We start from the raw sequence: 21,640 nt of genomic DNA, 5'->3' as shown, positions 1-21,640 counted from the left end.
CGGAACAGTTCGTCCAGCCGACGCACGACAGCAACCTGGCGATCGTTCACGCCGTTCATGTCGCCTCGCTCAGATGCCGCTGACGGCGGCGTTTCTGGAGCCGGTGTCGCTGTCGCCTTGGTACTCATCTTCGGGCGGCGGCCCCGGTTGGAAGCCGCTACGCGGGGGCATCCCAGGGATGTTCTGCTGGCCGGGGAGGTAACCCTCGGTGTCCTCTTCGCCGCTGTCGTCGGTCCCATTGCTGATCGGGTCCTCGAACCGCGGGCCCGTTGGCGACGAGGGGTCCTCCTGGTCGATAAGGACGACGGCGCCCGCGCCGCCAGAGGCTCCGATCATGGCGCTCGCGAGGCTGACGGCGAGCACAGCCCGAAAGCGGAACAGCTTGCCGGTGATGCGGGACCACGGCGAGGTGCGTGCATCGGGGGTGGGTAGTGGTTCGCTCATGCGAGCGATCCTGACGAAGCCGACTGTGACGTAGTGCGGCGTTTTCTGTGAATCACCTACGAACCGACCGGCTCACACGCCCCAGGTCAGCGGCCAGAATCGTCAAACAGTCTCAATCGATGACAGGCGCTCAGGGCACTACGGGGGTATCCCAGACGTCGCTGGGTCAAGTCCCGCAGCCAACGATGGGCAATCGTCAACTGTGCCTCTGGCCTGCGCATTGGTTTCCAACGTCGTCCGACGCCCTCCTTCGGGGCGCTAGTGGCGGCTCATGCAGGGGCCGCATGCGGCAGGCGCTGGAGTTCGCAGAGTTCGATCTCCTCTGCGGTGGCCGCGCGCGCAGTCCGCAAATAGTCCGCAAGAAGTTCAGCCGAGACTAAGAGTAGTCAACGACGGCCAGTGACTGCTTGATCGCGTTCGTGCAGGTCAGGGCCATTTTTCAACGAGGACCAACACCGGCCAGTGTCAGCCAGAGGCCCATGGAACGTTGCCCTGGGACTGCTGATCGTCCACTTTCCCCGCAATGGAGCTTTAGCGCGTCGCGTTGAGCCAGGCGAGCGCCCGGTCGGTTGCTGCGGGGTGCTCCCGTGAGACCGCCAATAACCGCGTTGTGATCAGGTCGGAGTCCACGAGGCCGGCGTCGAGCAGAGCGGCCACGAAGTTGCGGTCCTTCTCGCGGAGTGCAATCAGCTTCGCGACGCAGAGGTCTTCCTTGTCGAGGCACCAACCGGTGAAGCGCGGCTCGCCGGCCGGTGCTGCTGTGTTGGCGTTCTGCACCTTGACCAGGCGGTCGCGCCACCCATCCGGAAGGACTGCGGTCTCCAGGTCGACGCCGTCGATGCTGAAGCCGTGGAGCTCCTCGAAGGGCGAGAACTCGCCCGCGACGCCCTCGATGAGATCGGCCAGGCGGGCGGTTTCCTCGTTGCTGTCGGCGATCGGGAGGATGTCGACCTCGATCGACATCGTCGCTGCAGCGGGGAGCTGGGACTCGTCGTAGGTCCCGAGGATTGCCTGCGAGCCGACCACGATGACCTCGCGCTCCTGGATGATCTGGCAGGCCGTGCGGATCGCGTGCTCCAGCTGGTCGCGTCGCATCAGCCCGCCGCCTTGAGGACTTCGCGGCGCTGTTCGTCGGGAAGCAGTCCGGACATGGGGGAGACCTCGCGCATCTCGATCGAGTCGCGGTCGAGACCGGTCAGGACGCGATGCAAACCGGGTAGGTCGCTGTGGTCGACCAGCTGCCGCCAGCGGTCGAGGTTGCGTTCGTGCGGCTGACCGGTGACCCGCTCGGTGAGACGATCCAGGTTGCGTTCGATCGTCGGCTTCCAGTTCTCGAAGCTCTGGCGATTCAGGAGCGTCGAGAGACGCCGGTGCAGCTGCCACGAGCGACGCTCGGAGCGTGTCAGCCTGGGAACGACAGAACGCCGCACGACCTCGAGGCGAAAGCCCATGCACGACAACAGCCGGTCGAGCTGGTCGTCGCTGAGGTCGACCCTGCCAGAGAGGAAGCCGCTGATGCTCGGCTGGCGCACCCCGCTGAGCCGTGACAGGTCGGACTGCGTAGTGCCCGTCTCGAGCATCACCTCACGCAGCACCTCACTCCGACTGGTCATGTCAGGAACTATAGCAAATACTGCTATCGCAAGCCGCCGCGATCGATCTTCCTGAGCGGGAGCGTCGGTTCATTCGGACTCGCCGTGGCGGTTGCCGCCGTGACGCTCCCCGAGACCGACTTGCGCCGGATCCAGCTCTGGGCCTGCGACCGTGAGTGCTGGAGCATCCCTAGGACCAGGTCACGGCCGAAGCCGACGTCGCCCAACGGCACGTCGACATCGTCGAGGTGCCGCCCCGTGGACGGCGTGGGCGGGCACACCGGCGCCCCCGTCCTTTGGGGCTGACTCGTCGTCAATCTGGTGGCCCGACGGCGGCCAACGACAATCGATCTCATCCGGCGGTGGGTCAAAATTTCTGCTGGGAGTACGTCGGTGGTGAAGCGCATGATGAGGCATGGCCAGCATCTCGAAGCGCACCACGACGCGCGTCGCTGTCGATGAGGAATCCGGAAGACAGAAGCTTGTCACCTCGGAGCGCTACCGGGCTCGCTACCGCGACGAGGCCGGCGTCGAGCACGCCCGCCACTTTCTGAAGAAGGTCGATGCTCAGCGGTGGCTGGACGAGGCGACAGCCGGAATCGTTCGCGGCGACTGGGTCGATCCGGCCGCCGGCAAGATCACCTTCGCGCAGTGGTGGGGCCAGTGGGCGGCGGCGCAGGACTGGGCCGCCGGCACTGCAGCCACCGCCGACCAGGTGCTTGCCTCGATCGGCTTCGCCGACGTGCCGGTCCGCTCGGTGACCGAGAACCACGTCCGACAGTGGATGAAGGCTCAGCGGCTGCCTGGCCCGAAACGAAAGCGGGGTCTCGCTGCCTCGACGCGCCGTACCCGCTTCAACTACGTGCGGATGTGCTTCGCCGCCGCGGTCCGGGCGCGGCTGATCCGCCACGATCCGACCGTCGCGATCACGCCGCCGAAGGTCCCCAAGGCCGAGACCAAGATGCGGATCCCCACACCCGAACAGGTGGCGGAGGCGCTGGCGGTCGCGCCGGCCGAGTTCCGTGCCTTTCTCGCGGTGTGCGCCTTCGCCGGGTTGCGGCTGGGGGAGGCTTCCGGCCTGCAGCTCGGCGACGTCGACTTCCTGCGACGCACGCTGACCGTCGAGCGGCAGATCCAGGGGCAGGTCAACAGCCGTACCGCCGAGACGTCCCCGAAGTACGAATCCGGCCGCGTCATCTACCTCCCGGACGATCTCGTCACGCTGCTGTCCCGGCATGTCGAGCACGTTGCACCGCACGGCGAGGACGGCTATCTGTTCTCGCTGCGCGGCTACGTCTACAACCGCAACAGCGCGGGCAATCAATGGCGCCGGGTTCGCAGGCAGGTCGGCATGGACGAGTTCACCCTGCACGACCTGCGGCACTTCTACGCCTCGGGACTGATCGCTGCAGGCTGCGACGTCGTCACCGTCCAGCACGCTCTTGGGCACTCGTCGCCGTCGATCACGCTCAACACCTACAGCCACCTTTGGCCCAAGGCCGAGGACCGCACGCGCAACGCCGCCGCGGGCCTGATGTCGGCGGTCTTCGCGGAGAAAAACGAAAATCCTGCGGACTCTGTGCGGACTCTCGGCACCCATTAGGCCTCTGACCTGGGCAAACGCAACGATTCAGCGGTAGTTGGTGAACTGCACCGCGAAGTCGTAGTCCTGCGCCTTCACCAGCGCCTGGACCGCCTGCAGGTCGTCGCGCTTCTTCGACGACACCCGCAGCTCGTCGCCCTGGATCTGGGCCTTGACGCCCTTGGGGCCCTCGTCGCGGATCAGCTTGCTGATCTTCTTCGCGTCCTCCGAGGAGATGCCCTCCTTCAGGGTGATCCCGATCTTGGACTGCTGGCCGGACGCGCGCGGCTCGGAGGCGTCGAGGATCTTGAGGGACTGGCCGCGCTTGATCAGCTTCTGCTGGAACACGTCCAGCACGGCGGAGGCGCGGTCGTCGGCTGAGGCGGTGATCTCGATCGCCTCGTCGCCCTTCCACTCGATCTTGGCGCCGGTGCCCTTGAAGTCGAACCGGGTCGCGACCTCCTTGGCCGTCTGGCCGAGCGCGTTGTCGACCTCCTGCCGGTCGATCTTGCTGACGATGTCGAAGGACGAGTCGGCCATGAGTTGTGGTCTCCGCTGGTTTCTTGGACGGGCAGGGGCTGCGCTATTCTTTCGCGTCGTTGTCGACCATCCAACCGGGGTCACCCAGTCAGCACTTCTGGGCCCTGGTCCGGGCGGTCGCAGCACAACCCTGGCAGGTTGCCCGAGCGGCCAAAGGGAGCTGACTGTAAATCAGCCGGCAACGCCTACAGTGGTTCGAATCCACTACCTGCCACAGGGATAAAACCGCCCCTGACCTGCGGAAACGCTGGTCAGGGGCGGTTCGCATTTCGCTCGCGTGCGATCCACGTGCGATCCAGCGCGGCGATTTCGGTCAGAATTTTGGTGCGCGAGCCGCCCGAGATTGGTCGTGACTCAGTCGATCCGACCGGTCTCGCGAGACCATCGCTCGATGTCGGTCGTCTCCCAGATCGGGCCTGCGGCGAGGCGCGCGACGGGCTCTGGGAAGTCCTCGCGCTGTGCTGGCTGGCTCGTCCGTTGTCGGCTCACGCCGAGCGGCTTCGCGATCTCCGAGGTGCCCGTGAGCCGGTTAATCCACAGCAAGACCCCGACGCTTGACGGCGCCAAGTTGTCGCGTGCCAGACTCGAATGAAGGGAAGTCATAGGCGGCCCCGGCCGGTGCTGGAACACCGACCGGAGCCTTCGGCGCTCGGACGATCGTCACGCCCTCCGCAGCGAGCGCGTCGAGGCGTCGGCTGATCCGGCGACGGAGAGCCGCAGGGACTCGACGACGAACTTCCCTGAACGTTGGCCGGAAGGGCGCCGTCACAACGCCCACTTAGACGCTGCACCCCGCCGCCTACGACTGCGCGGTTCCCCAGGTAAACCAGAGATCGTTCGGAGCTGTCGAGCGCGCCCCAACCGGGGTCTTCGTGCCACTCACGCACCGCCGCCACGACCATGCGGCGAGGGTGGGTCAACGACCAAGGGGCGGGGCCCACACAAGACCTATTGCCCAGGCCGGCGCGGCGGCCAGGCCGCTGCGCCGAGCTCGCGGGAGACCGCCCGTGCAGTCTCGCGGACCAGGTCGCTGACGTCGTGCCCCTTGAGGTCGCCGCCGGATGGGACCACGACGCCGATCGCGCCGACGGCCTCGCCGTAGGAGTCGAAGACCGGGCTGGCCAGGGAGCTCTCGCCGATCACGGCCTCGTCCTTTTCGACCGCGACGCCTGTTGCCCGGATCTGGTCCAGCTGGTCGCGCAGGGTCTCGGGCGAGGTGGTGGTCTCGCCGGTCATGCTGCGTAGGTCTCCGGACGTGAGCACCCGCTTTTCGTCCTCCGGCAGGAACGCGAGCATCGCCTTGCCGAGCGCGCTGGCGTGGACGGGGATGACGATGCCGACCTCGGGCATCTGCCGGCTGCCGTCGGGGCGGGGCTCGTGGTGGATGATCACGACGTCGTCGATGAGGAGTACGCCGGTGCGCACGGCCAGCCCGGTGCGACGAGCGAGGTCCTCCGCCCACGGAATCGCCCTTGACCTCAGTTCGAGAGTGTCGAGGTAGACGTTGCCGAGCCGGAGGACGGCAGGCCCGAGCTGGTAGCGGCTGGATCCGCGTTCCTGCACGACCATCCCGTGCTCGACCAGGCTGCGGACGATGCCGTGCGCGGTCGAGGGCGCAAGGTCGAGGCGCTCGGCCAGTTCCGACAGGCTCATCCGCCGGGTGCCCTGGAGCGCGGTCAGGACCCGAATTGCGCGGTCAATCGACTGGATCACGGGTGCTGCCTCTCCGGGGTGTGACCGAATTCACGAAAACTCTTGCGTACTAGTGAACCATAGGCGTACGGTCCAAATCACGTTCGACAATATCGAACTGCATTCGGAATCTATCGGAAGTAGAGGAACGGGCATGCTTGACGAGACCAATCTGTTCCAGCGCTTGGGTGCTGAGGCCATGGGAACTGCATTTCTGGTGTTCATCGGGGTGGGGTCGGTCCCCGCCACTCTGATCGTCAACGGCGATGCGCCGTTCACGATGGCCGACCTGGGGATGATCTCCATGGCCTTCGGCACGATCGTGATCGCGACCGTCTACGCCCTCGGGCACATTGGTGGCAACCACATCAACCCGGCGGTGACCCTGGGACTGGCGGTCACCGGCAACTTCCCCTGGAGGCAGGTGCCGGCGTACATCGGAGCCCAGGTGGTCGGCGCGATCGTGGGCGCTGCCGCGATCATCGGCGTTCTCGGTCAGCAGGCCAGTGACGTCGGCCTGGGTGTGGCGGCGTACAACCCCGACACTGTGAGTGTGGCGCAGGCTTTCACTGCCGAGTTCGTGGGCACCTTCATCCTGGTGTTCACGATCTTCGGTGTGATCCACCGCAAGGCCGCGGCCGGCTTCGCCGGCGTCGCGATCGGCCTGGTCGTCTTCGCGGCCATCATTCCGGTCGCCCCGACGACGGGCGCCTCGATCAACCCCGCCCGCACGTTCGGCCCGATGCTCGTCCAGCAGATCGCCGGCGGCGAGGTCAAGTGGGACCAGTTGCCGGTCTACCTGGCTGCTGAGCTCCTCGCGGGCCTGGCCGCTGCGCTGCTGTTCGGCTTCCTCTCCCGCACCCCTGCCGACCGGCTCAGCGCTGGTGAGCCGGACCTCGGAGCCCCGAACCCTGAGCCTGCGGTCGCCCGCCAGTCCGCGGACGCCTGACCCGACCCGGCAACCAACCGAAGGAACTCTCATGAAGAAGCTGATCAACGACCCGAACGACGTCGTGGCCGAGGCACTGCGTGGAATCGAGGCGGCTCACACCGAGCTGCGGGTGGACCACCAGCACAAGATCATCTATCGCGGTGATGCGCCGAAGCAGGGCAAGGTGGGCATCATCTCGGGGGGTGGTTCGGGACACGAGCCGCTGCACGGCGGATTCGTCGGCCTCGGCATGCTCGACGCCGCCTGTGCCGGCGAGATGTTCACCTCGCCCGTGCCCGAGCAGATGCTTGCGGCAACCAAGCTGGTCGACGGCGGCGCCGGCGTCCTCCACGTCGTGAAGAACTACACCGGCGACGTGATGAACTTCGAGATGGCCGCAGAGCTGGCGGCCGCGGAGACCGGAGCCCGCGTCGCCTCGGTGGTCACCGACGACGACGTGGCCGTCCAGAACAGCACCTGGACAGCGGGTCGCCGCGGGGTCGGCGTCACGGTGCTGCTCGAGAAGATCGCCGGCGCGGCAGCCGAGCAGGGCCGCGACCTCGACCAGGTCGCCGACGTCGCTCGCAAGGTCAACGCCAACGGACGCAGCATGGGAGTTGCACTCACATCGTGCACGGTGCCGGCCGTCGGCAAACCCACCTTCGAGCTCGGCGAGGGCGAGATGGAGCTCGGTGTCGGCATCCACGGCGAGCCGGGCCGGGAGCGTTTGCCGCTCGCGCCCGTGAGCGACATCGCCGCCATGCTGGTCGAGCCGATCCTCGCGGACCTGCCGTTCACCTCGGGCGACCCGGTCATCGCGTTCGTCAACGGGCTGGGAGGGACCCCGCTGATCGAGCTCTACGTCCTGTTCAACGAGGTCAACAAGATCCTCGGCGGGCACGGCGTACCCATCGCCCGTTCACTCGTCGGCTCCTACATCACCTCGCTCGACATGGCCGGCGCGTCGATCACGCTGCTCAAGGCCGATGACGAGGTGCTCTCCCTCTGGGACGCTCCAGTGAACACTTCAGCGTTGAGATGGGGCATCTGAGAAATGGACGAGAACGTGACCACGGCGGCCCTCGAGGAGTGGGTGCGCAGGTTCGCCCATCAGGTCGCTGAGCACCGCGACCATCTGACCGAGCTCGACGCAGCGATCGGCGACGCCGACCACGGGTCGAACATGGACCGGGGCATGAAGGCCGCCGTGGCCGCGCTCGACGAAAGCCCGCCGGCGACGGCCGGGGCACTCTTCTCCAAGGTCGGGATGACACTCGTCTCCTCGGTCGGGGGAGCGAGCGGTCCGCTGTTCGGCACCCTGTTCCTGCGGATCGGCAGCACGCTCGGCGACGCCGAGACAACATCGGCGCCGCAGTTCGCCGCGGCTCTGCGTGCCGGACTCGGCGGTGTCGTGGACCGGGGCAAGGCCGGGCCCGATGACAAGACCATGTACGACGCGCTGGCGCCCGCCGTCGACGCGCTCGACGTGGCACTCGCCGACGGCGCGGACCTGGCTACCGGCCTCAAGCATGCCCGGGACGCCGCTGCAGCAGGGCGGGACGCGACCACGCCGATGCTGGCGCGCAAGGGCAGGGCCAGCTACCTCGGCGAACGCAGCGTGGGACACCAGGACCCCGGCGCCACGACCGTGGCCCTCCTGCTCGAAGCGGCCACCGAAGCGCCCTTCTGAGCCTTCTGACTGATGAAATAGCGAGCGGAGCGTACTGGACATGACAGAGAGCCTTTCGGGAGACTCCCCGATCTCGGGCGGCCAACCGACCGTCGGACTGGTCGTCGTCTCCCACAGCCGGACCCTGGCCCGGTCCGCGGTGGCGCTGGCCGCCGAGATGCTGCACGGTCGGCCCCTTCGGATCGAGGTGGCCGCCGGGCTCGACGAGACCACGTTCGGCACCGACGCGGTCGCGATCATGCAGGCCATCGAGCACGCCGACGGCCCGGCGGGCGTCGTCGTACTCATGGATCTGGGCAGTGCGGTGCTCAGCACCGAGCTTGCGCTCGACCTGCTCCAGGATCCTTCGATCCGCGATCGAGTCACGCTCTCGCCCGCACCCCTCATCGAGGGCCTCATCGTTGCTGCCGTCGCCGCCGCAGGCGGAGCCAGCCGGGCCGAGGTCGCGGCCGAGGCGCGCGACGCACTCCTGGGCAAGTCGGGGCACCTGTCGCCTCCGCCAGGTGGCACCACAACCGATGCGAGCGACGTCGGAACGGAGGAGATCGTCGGCGTCTTCTCGGTCGAGAACCCCCACGGTCTGCACGCCCGGCCGGCTTCCCGGCTGGTCAGCGAGGTCCGTGCGCTCGACGCGTCGGTCCAGCTGCGCAACCTCACCACCGGGGGCCCTGCCGTCCCTGCCGGAAGCCTGAGCCGGGTCGCGACGCTCGCCGCTCTTCAGGGGCACGAGGTCGAGGTCCGCGCCGCCGGTCCTCAGGCCCAGGAGGCGGTCGAGCACCTGCTCACACTCGCCGCGCGTAGGTTCGACGAGACCGTCGAGGGGGCTGTGGAGCCGCAGGCCTCGTCCGGGGCCACCTCGGTCAGCGGCCCTCTGCCGGCCTCGCCCGGGATCGCGATCGGCCCACTTCGCCGGCTCACGGCGGTGCCCGTGGACCTCGACCAGCAACCGGTGGGGGAACCGGCCGCCGAGTGGCGGCGCATCGTGGAGTCCGTGGCCGCCGTACGCCGCGACATCGAGCACGTCCGGGTCGTCACCGCTCGCGAGGTGGGCGCGGAGCAGGCGAGCATCTTCGACGCGCACCTCTCGCTGCTCACCGACACCGAGATGCTCGCCGACGTCAAGACCCGCACCAGCACAGGCATCGGAGCCGTCTCCGCGTGGGCCGGCTGTCTGGCCGAGGTCGAGCGCGAGTGGGCGAGCCTGCCCGACCCCTACCTGAGGGAACGGGCCGCGGACGTCCACGCGGTGGGTGACCAAGTGCTCCGGGCACTCACGGGCGAGCCCGCCCGGCGGATGACGTCGGAAGGCGTCCTGGTGGTCGGGGACCTGACGCCCGCCGAGACCGCAAGCCTGGACCTCGCACTGGTGACCGGAGTCGTCCTCGCTCATGGGAGTCCGTCGTCGCACGCGGTGATCCTGGCTCGGGCCCGTGACATCCCCGTCGTCGTGGCGGCCGGCGCCGAGGTGCTGAGCGTCCCAGAAGGCGCGACGATCCTCCTCGACGGCAGCACCGGCGAGCTGCACATCGACCCTTCGCCGGAGCTCCTGCAGAAGTACCAGAAGCGCGCCGAGGACGCGGCCGGGCAGCGCGCTCGGCAGCTCGCGCTGTCCGAGCAGCCCGCAGTCTCCCGCGACGGCACGCCCGTCGCGGTGGCCGCAAACCTCGGATCCGTGGCCGACGCCCGTGCCGCACTCGCAGCGGGGGCGGACGGCGCCGGACTGGTGCGCACCGAGTTCTTGTTCCTCGACCGGAGTGCTGCGCCCGACGTGGACGAGCAGCAGGCCGAGTACGGCGCCATTGCCGCGGCCATGGACGGCCGACCGATCACCTTGCGCACCCTCGACGTCGGGGGAGACAAGCCGTTGGCGTACCTCCCGATGCCCCAGGAGGCGAACCCCTTCCTCGGTCAGCGCGGCATCCGGCTCAGCCTCGCCCACCGTGACCTCCTGCGCGACCAGATGGTGGCGATCTGTCACACCGCGCGAGACCACCCGATCAGCATCATGATCCCGATGGTGTCCACGCCCGGCGAGATGATCGAGGCCCGTCAGGTGCTCTCCGAGGCGGCTGGACCGGACGGCCTCCCTGACGGTCTGCGCATCGGCACGATGATCGAGGTTCCCTCGGCGGCACTGAAGATCGAGGCGTTCCTGCCCTACGTCGACTTCGTCAGCATCGGCACCAACGACCTGACGCAGTACGCCCTCGCGGCCGAGCGCGGGAACGGTGCTGTCGCGGCGCTCTCCGACGCCCTCGACCCCGGGGTGCTCCAGCTCATCGACCACGTGTGCCGAGCCGCGGCCGGCAGGATCGACGTCGCCGTCTGTGGCGAAGCCGCCTCCGACGAGCTGGCCATCCCGGTGCTGGTCGGACTGGGCGTGCGGGAGCTGAGTGTCTCACCGCCCGCCGTGCCGAGGGTCAAGGCGGCGGTCCGCGAGCTGAATGTCGAGCGCTGCGCTGCCCTGGCCCGGGACGCATTGACCCTCGCGGGGGCCGACGAGGTACGCAAGCACGTACTTACGATGCTGTCGGAGGCTCCCCGCTGAGCCGCCCGGTGATCAAGGACGAGGCTCCCGCATGAAGACATCCACGACGAAGCTGGTGTACCGCTTCAGTGAGGGTGACAAGGATCAGAAGGACCTGATCGGCGGCAAGGGCGCCAACCTCGCCGAGATGACGCGGCTGGGCCTGCCGGTGCCTCCCGGCTTCACGATCACCACCGACGCCTGCCGCCACTACCTCGAGCAGGGTCGCGAGCCGGACCAGCTTCGGGTGCAGGTGACCATGGCATTGCGCTGGCTCGAGGACGAGGTCGGGCGCCGTCTGGGGGACTCCGTGGACCCGCTGCTCGTGAGCGTGCGGTCGGGAGCGAAGTTCTCCATGCCTGGGATGATGGAGACCGTCCTCAACGTGGGCCTCAACGACCGTTCGGTGCTCGGGCTCGTCGACGCGTCGGGCGACGAGCGCTTCGCCTGGGACTCCTACCGCCGCTTGATCCAGATGTTCGGCAAGACCGTCCTCGGCGTCGACGGCGAGGTGTTCGGTTCGGCCCTCGACGCAGCCAAGGATCGGAAGGGCGTCGAGACCGACGTCGAGCTGGAGGCGAAGGACCTGCAGGAGCTCGTCGACGAGTTCAAGCAGATCATCGTGGAACACACCGGCGAAGAGTTCCCGCAGGAGCCGCGCCGCCAGCTGGACCTGGCCACCCGGTCGGTCTTCGACTCCTGGAACACGGACCGGGCGAAGATCTATCGCCGGCGCGAGCGCATTCCTCACGATCTCGGCACGGCGGTGAACATCTGCACGATGGTGTTCGGCAACCTCGGCACGACCTCCGGGACCGGGGTCTGCTTCACCAGGGACCCGGCGACGGGGAAGCCGGGCGTGTACGGCGACTACCTCGCGAACGCGCAGGGCGAGGACGTGGTCTCGGGCATCCGCAACACCCTGACCCTCGACGACTTCGCCAAGCTCGACCGCGACTCCTACCAGCAGCTCACCAGGATCATGCGGCGCCTTGAGACCCACTACCGGGACCTCTGCGACATCGAGTTCACCGTCGAGCGAGGGAAGCTCTGGATGCTGCAGACCCGTGTCGGCAAGCGCACCGCAGCTGCGGCGTTCCGGATCGCCACCCAGCTCGTCGACGAACAGCTCATCACCATGGACGAGGCGCTCGAACGGGTCACCGGCACCCAGTTGGCTCAGCTCATGTTCCCGCAGTTCGATGCGGACGCCCAGCGAACCCTGCTGACCAGTGGGATGGCCGCATCACCGGGCGCTGCGGTCGGCAGGGTCGTCTTCGACACCGCCACCGCCGTCGCCTGGCAGGCCCGGGGCGAGCGAGTGCTCCTGGTCCGCAAGGAGACCAACCCCGAGGACCTTGAGGGGATGATCGCCGCGACCGGCATCTTGACCAGCCGTGGCGGCAAGACTTCACACGCGGCCGTGGTGGCTCGAGGCATGGGCAAGACGGCGGTGTGCGGCGCCGAATCGCTGAACGTCGATGCGGCCGGACTCGTCGCCACAGCGGGGGAGGTGACGGTGCGGGAGGGCGACGTACTCTCCATCGACGGCTCGACCGGGGAGGTGTTCCTCGGCGAGCTCGCCGTCGTTCCCTCGCCGGTGGTTCTTCTGCTCGAGGAGGGACTCGACGCGGCGCTGGCCAAGGTCGACGAGGGCACGGCAGACGTGGTGCGGGCGGTCGACCGTCTGCTCACCCATGCCGACGGCGTACGTCGACTGCGGGTGCGGGCCAACGCGGACAACGGCGAGGACGCAGACCGCGCGCGGCGGATGGGAGCCGAGGGAATCGGACTGTGTCGAACCGAGCACATGTTCCTGGGTGAGCGTCGCCCGCTCATCGAACGAGTCGTCCTGGCCGACAACGCGGAGGAGCGCGAGGCTGCGCTGGCCGAGCTGGTGGACCCGCAGACCCAAGACTTCGTGGAGCTGCTCACCGCGATGGACGGCCTGCCCACCACCATCCGCCTGCTCGACCCGCCGCTCCACGAGTTCCTTCCTGACCGCGCCGAGCTGATGGTCGAAGTGGCTGTCGCGAAGGAACGCGGCGACGAGGACCCCGACGTCGTACGGCTGCTCGCGGCGGTCGAGCGCCTCCACGAATCCAACCCGATGCTCGGGTTGCGTGGTGTCCGCCTGGGGCTGACCGTGCCCGGGCTGTTCGCGTTGCAGGTGCGCGCCGTTGCCCACGCCGCCGCGAAGAGAGTCAAGGCCGGCGGCGACCCACGGCCCGAGATCATGGTGCCCCTGGTCGGCTCCGTCATGGAGCTGCACCTGGTCCGTGACGAGGCGGACGAGATCCTGGCCGACGTTCGGGCGAGCGAGGGCGTCGAGCTCGACATCCCGATCGGCACCATGATCGAGCTGCCCCGTGCCGCGCTCACCGCGTTCCGGGTGGCCGAGGCCGCCGAGTTCTTCTCGTTCGGCACCAACGACCTCACCCAGACCACGTGGGGCTTCTCCAGGGACGACGTTGAGGCGGCGTTCTTCGCGGCGTACCTCGACAAGGGCGTCTTCACCGTCTCTCCCTTCGAGAGCCTCGATGTCGACGGGGTCGGCCGGCTCGTGGACATCGCGACCAGGGAAGGGCGCAGGACACGTCCCGGCCTGAAGGTCGGCGTCTGCGGGGAACACGGCGCAGACCCGGAGTCGATCCACTTTTTCCACCGCACCGGATTGGACTACATCTCCTGCTCCCCCTTCCGCGTCCCAGTTGCGAGGCTGGAAGCCGGTCGCGCGATGCTTGGCCACCCCGACGCTCACGCGTCCGACGACGACATCGAGCGCAGCTGACGCACCCGCCCACTCACCGGCGCGCTGAGCGGCCGCCACGCCTGCGTCACATCGCCGCGTCAGGGTGCCACTGCGGAGCGCCCGCACTGACAGTTCGATCCGTCCAGGTGAAGTGGTTCGTGCCCGACGTGGGGGAGCACGCGCGCTCATTGTCTTGGCGTAGCTGGGGCCTCCTGCTCCCCTGCGCAGGTCTCCTCCGCATAGTCGTTGAACGCCTCGACCTGCTCCTTCTCGTCGTCGCCCAGGTCGTCGTACGCCTCTCGCGCCTCGTCCTCGTCGTCCGCGCCCAAGACTGCGTCGACTGAGATCTCGAAGCCCGAGCGCGCGTCGTCGTCGATGTCCTCCGGAGTTCCGACGTCCTTGAGTTCGTTGTAGGCGTCCTGCGCCTCGTCGAAGTCGTCGAAATCCAGCACGGCGTCAACCGCAGCACAGAAGTCCTCCTTCGGCGCGTCGTCCGGGCTACCCCCACAGCTGACGAGCAACCCGGAGCACAGAGCCAAGGTGAACACCACACTCCACAATCCCATCGTCGCCTCCTCGTGCCGTGACCAACACCATCGCGCGGCTCCACACAATTTGGAAGGTTTCGCCACCGAGGGAGGCTCGCGCAACTGGCACGTCATAGCCGCGAAGCGGCTAGGTCCCGTTCCGTCACGACGACGCCGCTGTGCGTACAGAGTCGACTTTCCGATCGACCTCGTCATCCTGCTCGTGATGATCATCGCTGTGCTATCAGTCAGCTCGCGGTTGGCGCCCGTGCGATCGTGGAACATGCACGGCCTGCACCTACTCGCGCATGAGGGTGAGCGTGAGCGCGCGTGTCTCTGCCTGGTCCGCTCGATCCGTGGAGGCGGCGCGGACTCCAAGCCCCGCTGCCCGAGCGAAGTCGCTGCGCAGGATGGCGGCAGCGTCGCCTTGCACGCCGGACTGGCGCCAGGCGATTGAGTCGGGGATGCGCTGGCGGTGCGCGCGCAGGAGCCGCCACCCGTCGACCGCGTCCTTGGCTGCGTACCGGTTCGACCAGCCCAGGGCCTTGAGGCAGAGAGCGGAAGTGATGTCGGGGATGACGAGGTCGATCGAAAAGGACGCGCCGTCCAGCAGGACTACGGTTAGCTCGATCGGCTCGCTGGGCCTGGCCAGTGCCAGCGACAGACCTGGGATCTCGTCGAGCGTGATGTCGCCGTACTGCTGGTTGGACACCATTCGCCGGCCCCACGCTGGGGCAAGCACGTCGATGACGAGATCCAGACCTTCCTCAGTTGTCCTGATGAAGCGGTTCGATGCTGTTGGTCGGGTGTAGCCGAGCGATTCGAGGCCGGCAAAGCGCGGGGTTGCGTGCCGACGCCGCTGCGACACCGAGGTCAGCGTCCAGGGTGACCCTGATGGTTGGCTCGGCGACGCCGGCCAGGGCAACGTGCAGGCGGACCATTTGGCCGCCGACGATTCGGTACTCCAGCCCAGCGTCCCGGGCGACGGCGGCCGTGTCGCGCACGGCGAGGAACCCGGCGTCCTCTGCCCGAGAGGTCGAATGCAGATGGAGTTGGGTCACAGCACCTGTCCCGACTCGACCATCCAGTCGCGCCATGCCTTCAGGGCCTCGTCCGCGTCTGGGCCAGGACTGCGTGACAGGTCGTAGAGCACCTGGAACGCGTTGGCTCGTGCGACGTCGCCGTGGCCACGCATCTCGGTGAGGACCGGGGCCTTGGATATCGGCCAGACCCCTGCGTCCTGCGGCAGGACCAGGGTCAACGTCGCCGCCGATGCGTCGCTCGGCGTCAGGCCGACCTCGGACAGATCCTCGCCACGTCGTGCGTACAACGTCGCCCGACGCGGCGTCCGCCACGGGGCCACGAGGTCGGCTGCAACGTCTCCGGACATGACCGGCCGCGCGTGCTCGCTCCGGTCGAGCGCGGCGTACGCGCGGTAGGCCTGGTCACCGATGGATTCGACACCGAACCAGTGGGTCTCGATGCCGCCAGGGCCGGGGTAGTTCGCGAGCCACCAGGAGACGGCCCCAGCGCGGTTGGTCATCTCCCAACCGTGCGGACGGCGCGCGACGAGGTCCAGCTCGGCGAGCCGGTTGAGCGCCTTCGAGACAGCAGCTTGGCCGACATGGGCGAACTCGGCGATCTCTGCCTGGCGTGCCCCGCCGTCCATTGCGAAGAGCGCGCGTACGACGGAGAAGACACCACGGCCTGGCCGGCCGGGGGGCCGCTTGGGGGTCTGCGCCTTTGGCGTCGGTTCGAAGCGCAGTGTTCGTCCGGCAAACCGGACCCAACCGGCGCCGTCCTCGGTTGCCACCGACCAGCCACTTGCCCAGGCTCGTTCGCTCGCCTCAGCGGTGATGGCGTCGGCGACGAGGAGCGCGTGGCGCTCCGGCGCAGTTCGGATGTCGCGGGTCCGGGCCAGCCTTGGGATGGTCAGCACGAAGAAGACAGCCGAGTGATCGACGTGCTCGAGGCGTACGTGCTCGCCGTCGACTGGCACCACCGCGATGCCGTGTTCTTCGAGCACTGAGGTCCACACCAGAACAGTATATTCCAAATAACGAGAATTCCTCGAGATTTGGAATATTGGCGAACGAGGCAACCTCTGGTTGGCGCCACATGAGTACGGTCGACCGGCCCCGACAACCTCTACTTCCTAGGGCCTAAGGACCGACGACTTTCTCTCCTCGGCCTGTCCTGCATCTGACGAGTCTTGACGACCCTTCACGACCTCGAAAACCGCCTCCGCCGATCCGCCCTCAGCCAACCAAAACCCAGCTGCACGCATGCTACGAAGGTTCGTAGATCGGTCCGCCCCTATGGGCGGGCCGAGTGCCATTTCTGGGGTCGTTGACGAGTGGTGACGGGCGGTGACGAGGGTGCGGGGTGGGGTCGCGATCTACCGGGGGTCGGCTGCGGCCGCCCGCAATTACGTCGAGGCCGACCGGTCCCGCGCCGATGACTACTACCTGGCCGAAGGCACCGGCGTCGCAGCGCGATACGCCGCCACACCGTCGACCCTGAGTGGCGAGGCGCCGATGGATGGCGAATCCTATGAGCGGTGGGTGGCCGGCTACGACGTCGAGACTGGGGCGGCGAAGGGGCGGTTGGTGAAGGCGGCGAACGGGGTGCGGTTCGCCGAGGTCGTGGTCAACGGTCCGAAGACCTGGTCGCTGGCGGCGGCTTTGGACCCGGAGATCTCCGAGGCGTACGACGCGGCGCAGTCCCGGGCTGCGGAGCAGATCATCGGCTGGGTCGCCCAGCACGCCACCACCCGGGTCGGGCCGAGGGACCTCCAGGTCCAGGTGCCGGTGGAACGGATCGAGGCGGCGGTGATCCGCCACCACACCTCGCGGACGAGTGACCCGCACCGGCACCTCCATCTGCAGGTCAACGCGCGGGTCTTTGCCGAGGGGAAGTGGCGGGGCCTGCACACGGTCGGGATGCGGGACATGGTCGCCGCCGTGAACGGCATCGGTCATGCGGCGGTGATGTGCGACCCGCAGTTCCGGACCGTGCTCGCCCAGCACGGGTTCACCCTGGATGAGGACGGTGAGATCAACGAGCTCGCCCCCTACGCAGGGGCGTTCAGCGCCCGCTCGGCACAGGTCGGTAGGAACCTCGCACGGTACGAGGCCGAGTGGCGTCGCGACCACCCCGACCAGGAGCCGGGCCCGAAGCTGCTGCGCTCCTGGGACCGCCGCGCGTGGGCCGATGCCCGGCCCGACAAGGTCGTTCCGACCTCAGGGGAGGAACTGCGGCAGCACTGGGTCGAGGAGCTGCGCGTGCTCGGCTTCGTCCCGGCCGAACGTCCCGTCGCGGTGCCCGCGACGCCGGTCGGTGCACTGGACCGCGAGGCGATCGTCGAGGTCGCCCTGAGCCGCCTCGGGGCGAAGCGGTCGGCCTGGAACGCCGGCGACATCCGCGGGGCCGTGGAGGAGCTCATCGCACAAGCGGGCGTCGTCGCCGAACCCGGGATCCGGGCGGACCTGGCCGAGGACCTGACCGCGCGGGCGGTCGCCGCAAGCCGCCCCCTCCTCGCACGGGGCGACGTCCCGGAGCATGTCCGGGCGTTGACGAGTGACCGGGTGCTCGCGGTGGAGGCGGAACTCAACGACCGCCTGTCGATGCGTGCCGAGCACGGGTCTCGTGACCTGGTGGTGGTCGAGGGAGCGGCAGGAGCCGGGAAGACTACCCGGCTGCGCGCCCAGCGCCGGGCCGTCGAGGCGGCAGGGAACTGGATGATCGTGGTGACCCCGACGCTGAAGGCGGCCCAGGTCGCCGCTGACGAGGTCGGGGCCAGCGCGTTCTCCGCAGCGTGGCTGGTCCACCAGCACGGCTTCCGGTGGGACGCCGACGGCCACTGGACTCGCGTCCCGGTCGACCGGATCGACCGCGCAGCGGTACTGATGCCAGGTGATGAGCTGGTCGTGGACGAGGCAGGGATGCTCGACCAGGACACCGCCCGCGCCCTGCTCACGATCGCTGATGAGACCGGCGCCCGCGTCGTACTCCTCGGCGACCGTCATCAGCTCCCGGCCGTGGGCCGCGGGGGAGTTCTCGACCTGGCGCTGCGCTGGGCGCCACCTGAAGCGGTCAAGCAAATCACCACCGTGCACCGGTTCACCGACCCCACCTATGCCGACCTCAGCCTGCAGATGCGCAGCGGTGGTAACAGTGGTGAGGTCTTCGATGCCCTGCTGGAGCGCGGAGAGATCGTCGTCCACGCGTCGGAGGTCGAGGCGATCGAGGCGATCACCGGAGTGCGCGGACTGGTCCTCGCAGACACCCGCGAGCAGGTCACCGCACTGAACGCCGCCATCCGCGCCCAACGAGCAGATGACGTCGGTGGTGCGCGGAACGGTGAGCACGCTGGTGAGGTGCTCACCACCCACGCCGGCGAGGTCATTGGCGTTGGTGACCGGGTCGCTACCCGTCGCAACGACCGTGACCTCGGCGTCGCCAACCGCGACACCTGGACCGTCACAAAGGTGGATGCCGACGGGAGCATGAAGGTGCGCGGGCGATCCCGGGAGCGGACTCTGCCGGCCGGGTACGTGCGGGACCATGTGGAGCTGGCCTACGCCACCACCGTGTACGGCGCCCAAGGCGAGACCGTCGACCACGCCCACCTCCTGATCGGGGAGACCACCGGCGCCGCCGCCGCGTACGTCGGCATGACCCGGGGCCGGAAGGCCAACACCGCCCACCTCGTCGCCGACAGCGTCGACGACGCTCGGGCGCAGTGGGTCGATGTGTTCGCCCGCGACCGAGCCGACCTCGGACCCGCCCACGCTGCCGGCATCGCCGCCGAGGACATCGACCGCTACGGGCCGCTCGCCCGCCAGAGGCGTGCGAAGAACGGCGTGGCCGCACTCCAGGCGGCGGCGCTCAACGGACACGGCCCGCGGCGTCCCAGGGAGCCGATCCCCGGTCCTCGTCCCGCACCCGACCGGGGGATCGGGATCGGGATCTGAGGTCGCCGCCAGGGTCTGCAACGCAACCAACTCGGGCGCATCTGTCCGATCCGGAGCGGTCACCGTTGCCTTTCCTCGGTGAGGCGCTCGCACTGGTGGCGAGCCCGGACGAGAGGAAACCAGCCCATGTCCACGATGCGGACAACTTTTGGGGGGACGCCCTGTGACCTGCGGAAACGCGCGGGAGCGGCGGGCGTACCCCTCGAAATCGGGAGGGGGTACGCCCGTAGGGGGACGGAAGCGGTGACGCCGCGTCGTCACGCTTCGACCGAGATTCGCCACCGAGTCGAGGAGACAACTCATGCATCCCATCCAGATCCCAGCCGAGTGGGACGACAACGGCATCCTGCTTTTCGAAGAATTCTGCGCCTTCATCCGCACACCACAGCGCACAGTCCGCGACTGGAAACGACGCGGCATCGGACCACGCTGGCGGCGATTCAACGGCACCGGCCGGCTCTACACCACCGTCGCCGAACTCCGTCAGTTCCTGCGCCCCGCAGCACCCAACTCGATGGAGGCCGGGCACCGTGGCTGACCCAACCCGCACCCAGTACCTCACCCTCGTCGAGGCCGCCGACCTGATGTCGGTCTCGGTCAAAACCCTCCGTCGACGGATCGCCGACGGCACCATCCCCGCCTACCGCTGCGGACGACGAGTCATCCGCATTCGTGTCGAAGACCTAGAACGCGCGTTCCTTCCCATCCCGTCGGCTCAGCGTTAGCCCGAATATCGCGTGGACAGCGTCCGTTCACCGCGGGGGACGGGCGGCGGGCGGTCGGAAACCTCGACTGCGAGCGTGAAGGCGGGCGTGCAGGAGGTGTAAAGCACTGCGACTTCGTTGCTGCACCGGGGGATGAGAATCGTGTCGCGTTCGCTCGGCGATCTCGGCACACACTGGTGCGGGTGAGCCCGACGAGGCGTATGACGCGGGTCTCCGGGTGCCTCTGGATTGTTGCTGCGAGCAGCAGCAGGCACTGCGTACGGCGCGGGAGATGGCCGAGAAGCGGCGGCGCGAGCGCGAGGAGCGGGAGGGCCGGGTGATCGACCTGGCCGAGCAGGTCATGGTCGCGATCGGTGAGCGCGACGCGGCGGTGGCCGAGACCGAGAAGCGCGCCGGTGAGGCGCTGCGGGAGTTGACCGAGCGCGAGGGCCTGTCGCTGGCCGAGGCCGTCGAGTGGTGCGGCGAGACGGTGACCGTGCGCGAGGCGACGCGGCTGCGGCGGATCGCCAGCGAGCCCCAGGCCGACGACGGCCGCGAGCAGGGCGGCGAGCGTGACGGCGCGCAGGGCGGCGACGGTGCGGCGGTCGCTGGTGCTGGGAGTGGGGGAGCGGGTGCCGGTTCGTCGGCTGGATGACGCCGGCCTCGCGGCGGTCGCGGCCGCGATCACCGATCCGGCCGTGCTCGCGCGGTACCGGGCGAAGGTCGCCACGGTGCCGGGGAGCGAGTGCCTGTGGTGGACCGGCGCGGTTGCTGGTCGGTCCGATCGTGAGCGCGCGGACGGCGGCGGGCATGGCCGGTTCTGGTACGCGCGGGGGCGAGTGATCATCGCGCACCGGTTCGCGTTCGCGGTGATGAACGGGGCGGACGCGCTCGCGGACGCGCGGCTGCTCGGGCATCGGTGTCACAACCCGCTGTGTCAGCGGATCACCTCGTGGTCTCGAGCGCGGCGCAGAACCGCCGCGAGTGGTCGGTGCAGCGGCGGTTGCCGTACAGACCGCTGGCCGACCCGCGCGGGCCGCGTCGGCGGGCGCGGGAACTGCGCGACCTGGCGCGCGAGGACCCGCAACTCGTGGCCGACGCCGACGACCTTGCGCGGCTCCAGGAGCTGCTCAGGACGGGGCGGCACTCCGCGCACCTGCTTCGGCGCCAGAAGTTCGCGGCGTCAGCGTTGCGAGTGACCTGCGTTTCCCCATGCGGCCAGCTTCGCGAGCTCGTCGACGAGGTCGGATCGAGTTGGCTGCTTCGTGCAGTGCTCCCATCCACAGCGCTCAAAGTCTCATGTCCTTGGGCGCGGCATTCTGCGGGCGGGGGAGCGGCATCGGGGCTGGCTATGTAGCGATCCCGTACTCGCAGCACAACGCGCGATTCCTTGGCCGTGGAACCAGCGGGCGATCGGCCTGCCCGGGTTGACGACGCAGTCTTCGCGACTCGCAACGGAACCTGGTACCAAGTCAGCAACATCGAGCGTCGGTGCACAGGACCCGACCGCACTTGTCCGTGGCCATGAAAAAGTCCCCACTGGTGGCCAAGTCGAGGTCCCCACTGGTGGCCAAGTCGAGGTCCCCACTGGTGGCCAGATAGAAGTCCCCACCCTTCGCGTCGTGTCGTAACCGACGGAGGGCCCTGCGTGGTGACGGTGGCGGTGCCAACCAGACCATCGAG

At 68.5% G+C, this 21,640-nt stretch carries 20 protein-coding genes, 1 tRNA gene and 1 pseudogene; 12 read left to right on the top strand and 10 right to left on the bottom strand.

The features are described 5' to 3' along the window. Positions 1-69 precede the first annotated feature (69 nt). The 3 genes from D0Z08_RS26255 to D0Z08_RS26245 all read right to left on the bottom strand — a co-directional run bounded on the left by D0Z08_RS26255 (position 70) and on the right by D0Z08_RS26245 (position 2,057). Positions 70-444, bottom strand: a complete 375-nt coding sequence (locus D0Z08_RS26255) for a hypothetical protein (RefSeq protein WP_118928251.1) — start codon at positions 442-444, stop codon at positions 70-72. 531 nt (positions 445-975) lie between these two features. Continuing rightward, a complete protein-coding gene (locus D0Z08_RS26250; RefSeq protein WP_118928250.1) occupies positions 976-1,539 on the bottom strand; it encodes a DUF6036 family nucleotidyltransferase in 564 nt (187 codons plus the stop codon). Beyond that, positions 1,539-2,057: a helix-turn-helix domain-containing protein gene (locus D0Z08_RS26245; protein WP_245994516.1), complete on the bottom strand. Its 519-nt coding sequence runs from the start codon at positions 2,055-2,057 to the stop codon at positions 1,539-1,541. Before D0Z08_RS26245 ends, D0Z08_RS26250 begins: the two co-directional genes overlap by 1 nt. 394 nt (positions 2,058-2,451) lie before the next feature. On the opposite strand from D0Z08_RS26245, the gene D0Z08_RS26235 reads away from it, so the two are divergent. Continuing rightward, on the top strand, positions 2,452-3,639 hold the full coding sequence (locus tag D0Z08_RS26235; RefSeq protein ID WP_118928248.1) for a tyrosine-type recombinase/integrase: 1,188 nt from the start codon (positions 2,452-2,454) through the stop codon (positions 3,637-3,639). A gap of 27 nt (positions 3,640-3,666) precedes the next feature. Here the strand turns inward: D0Z08_RS26235 and D0Z08_RS26230 are convergent, their stop codons facing one another. After that, positions 3,667-4,158, bottom strand: coding sequence for a YajQ family cyclic di-GMP-binding protein (locus tag D0Z08_RS26230; RefSeq protein ID WP_118928247.1), 492 nt, complete (start codon positions 4,156-4,158; stop codon positions 3,667-3,669). A gap of 132 nt (positions 4,159-4,290) precedes the next feature. Here D0Z08_RS26230 and D0Z08_RS26225 point away from each other — a divergent pair. Beyond that, positions 4,291-4,372 (top strand) — tRNA-Tyr (locus D0Z08_RS26225). Between the two features lie 140 nt (positions 4,373-4,512). Here the strand turns inward: D0Z08_RS26225 and D0Z08_RS26220 are convergent. Both D0Z08_RS26220 and D0Z08_RS26215 read right to left on the bottom strand, forming a co-directional pair. Further along, positions 4,513-4,701, bottom strand: coding sequence for a DNA-binding protein (locus tag D0Z08_RS26220; RefSeq protein ID WP_220454356.1), 189 nt, complete (start codon positions 4,699-4,701; stop codon positions 4,513-4,515). Between the two features lie 405 nt (positions 4,702-5,106). Next, entirely contained in the window at positions 5,107-5,871 is a 765-nt protein-coding gene (locus D0Z08_RS26215; RefSeq protein WP_118928246.1) for an IclR family transcriptional regulator, read from the bottom strand. 133 nt (positions 5,872-6,004) lie between these two features. Here D0Z08_RS26215 and D0Z08_RS26210 point away from each other — a divergent pair, with 133 nt between their 5' ends. The 6 genes and pseudogenes from D0Z08_RS26210 (at position 6,005) to ppdK (ending at position 13,789) form a co-directional block, all read left to right on the top strand. Then, positions 6,005-6,799 carry an MIP/aquaporin family protein gene (locus D0Z08_RS26210; protein ID WP_118928245.1) on the top strand — a complete coding sequence of 265 codons (795 nt, stop codon included), beginning with the start codon at positions 6,005-6,007 and terminating at the stop codon, positions 6,797-6,799. A gap of 31 nt (positions 6,800-6,830) precedes the next feature. Beyond that, on the top strand, positions 6,831-7,832 hold the full coding sequence (gene dhaK / locus D0Z08_RS26205) for a dihydroxyacetone kinase subunit DhaK (RefSeq protein WP_118928244.1): 1,002 nt from the start codon (positions 6,831-6,833) through the stop codon (positions 7,830-7,832). 3 nt (positions 7,833-7,835) lie between these two features. Beyond that, positions 7,836-8,471 (top strand): dihydroxyacetone kinase subunit DhaL, encoded by a 636-nt coding sequence (gene dhaL, locus D0Z08_RS26200; protein WP_118928243.1) that lies wholly within the window; start codon positions 7,836-7,838, stop codon positions 8,469-8,471. A 40-nt stretch (positions 8,472-8,511) separates the two neighbouring features. Further along, positions 8,512-8,964 (top strand): annotated as a pseudogene (gene dhaM, locus D0Z08_RS33605) (dihydroxyacetone kinase phosphoryl donor subunit DhaM); the annotation flags it as partial. Further along, positions 8,941-11,019 carry a phosphoenolpyruvate--protein phosphotransferase gene (gene ptsP, locus D0Z08_RS26195; RefSeq protein ID WP_342772384.1) on the top strand — a complete coding sequence of 693 codons (2,079 nt, stop codon included), beginning with the start codon at positions 8,941-8,943 and terminating at the stop codon, positions 11,017-11,019. The pseudogene dhaM and the gene ptsP, both read left to right, overlap by 24 nt. Positions 11,020-11,050: 31 nt before the next feature. Continuing rightward, positions 11,051-13,789 (top strand): pyruvate, phosphate dikinase, encoded by a 2,739-nt coding sequence (gene ppdK / locus D0Z08_RS26190; protein ID WP_118928241.1) that lies wholly within the window; start codon positions 11,051-11,053, stop codon positions 13,787-13,789. 146 nt (positions 13,790-13,935) lie between these two features. Here ppdK and D0Z08_RS26185 read toward each other — a convergent pair whose 3' ends face one another. The 3 genes from D0Z08_RS26185 to D0Z08_RS26170 form a co-directional block, all read right to left on the bottom strand. Then, complete coding sequence (locus D0Z08_RS26185) at positions 13,936-14,316, bottom strand: hypothetical protein (protein ID WP_118928240.1); 381 nt, start codon at positions 14,314-14,316, stop codon at positions 13,936-13,938. Between the two features lie 259 nt (positions 14,317-14,575). Beyond that, positions 14,576-15,145: a hypothetical protein gene (locus D0Z08_RS26180; protein ID WP_147381547.1), complete on the bottom strand. Its 570-nt coding sequence runs from the start codon at positions 15,143-15,145 to the stop codon at positions 14,576-14,578. Between the two features lie 189 nt (positions 15,146-15,334). Continuing rightward, on the bottom strand, positions 15,335-16,315 hold the full coding sequence (locus D0Z08_RS26170) for a helix-turn-helix domain-containing protein (RefSeq protein ID WP_118928237.1): 981 nt from the start codon (positions 16,313-16,315) through the stop codon (positions 15,335-15,337). Positions 16,316-16,646: 331 nt separating this feature from the next. On the opposite strand from D0Z08_RS26170, the gene mobF reads away from it, so the two are divergent. The 4 genes from mobF (at position 16,647) to D0Z08_RS26150 (ending at position 20,612) form a co-directional block, all read left to right on the top strand. Next, the gene (gene mobF, locus D0Z08_RS26165; protein WP_342772382.1) at positions 16,647-19,253 is read left to right on the top strand and encodes a MobF family relaxase; all 2,607 of its coding nucleotides are present in this window, start codon (positions 16,647-16,649) and stop codon (positions 19,251-19,253) included. Positions 19,254-19,554: 301 nt separating this feature from the next. Continuing rightward, entirely contained in the window at positions 19,555-19,791 is a 237-nt protein-coding gene (locus tag D0Z08_RS26160; RefSeq protein ID WP_118928235.1) for a PLC family EF-hand domain-containing protein, read from the top strand. Continuing rightward, entirely contained in the window at positions 19,784-19,978 is a 195-nt protein-coding gene (locus D0Z08_RS26155; protein ID WP_245994513.1) for a helix-turn-helix domain-containing protein, read from the top strand. Before D0Z08_RS26160 ends, D0Z08_RS26155 begins: the two co-directional genes overlap by 8 nt. 217 nt (positions 19,979-20,195) lie before the next feature. Then, positions 20,196-20,612 carry a hypothetical protein gene (locus D0Z08_RS26150; protein WP_118928234.1) on the top strand — a complete coding sequence of 139 codons (417 nt, stop codon included), beginning with the start codon at positions 20,196-20,198 and terminating at the stop codon, positions 20,610-20,612. 282 nt (positions 20,613-20,894) lie between these two features. Here the strand turns inward: D0Z08_RS26150 and D0Z08_RS26145 are convergent, their stop codons facing one another. Continuing rightward, positions 20,895-21,104: a hypothetical protein gene (locus D0Z08_RS26145; protein ID WP_118928233.1), complete on the bottom strand. Its 210-nt coding sequence runs from the start codon at positions 21,102-21,104 to the stop codon at positions 20,895-20,897. Positions 21,105-21,640: the final 536 nt, after the last annotated feature.

The sequence above is a fragment of the Nocardioides immobilis genome (genome assembly GCF_003515065.1).
Lineage (GTDB): Bacteria > Actinomycetota > Actinomycetes > Propionibacteriales > Nocardioidaceae > Nocardioides > Nocardioides immobilis.
This window is presented reverse-complemented; position numbering and strand designations above follow the sequence as displayed.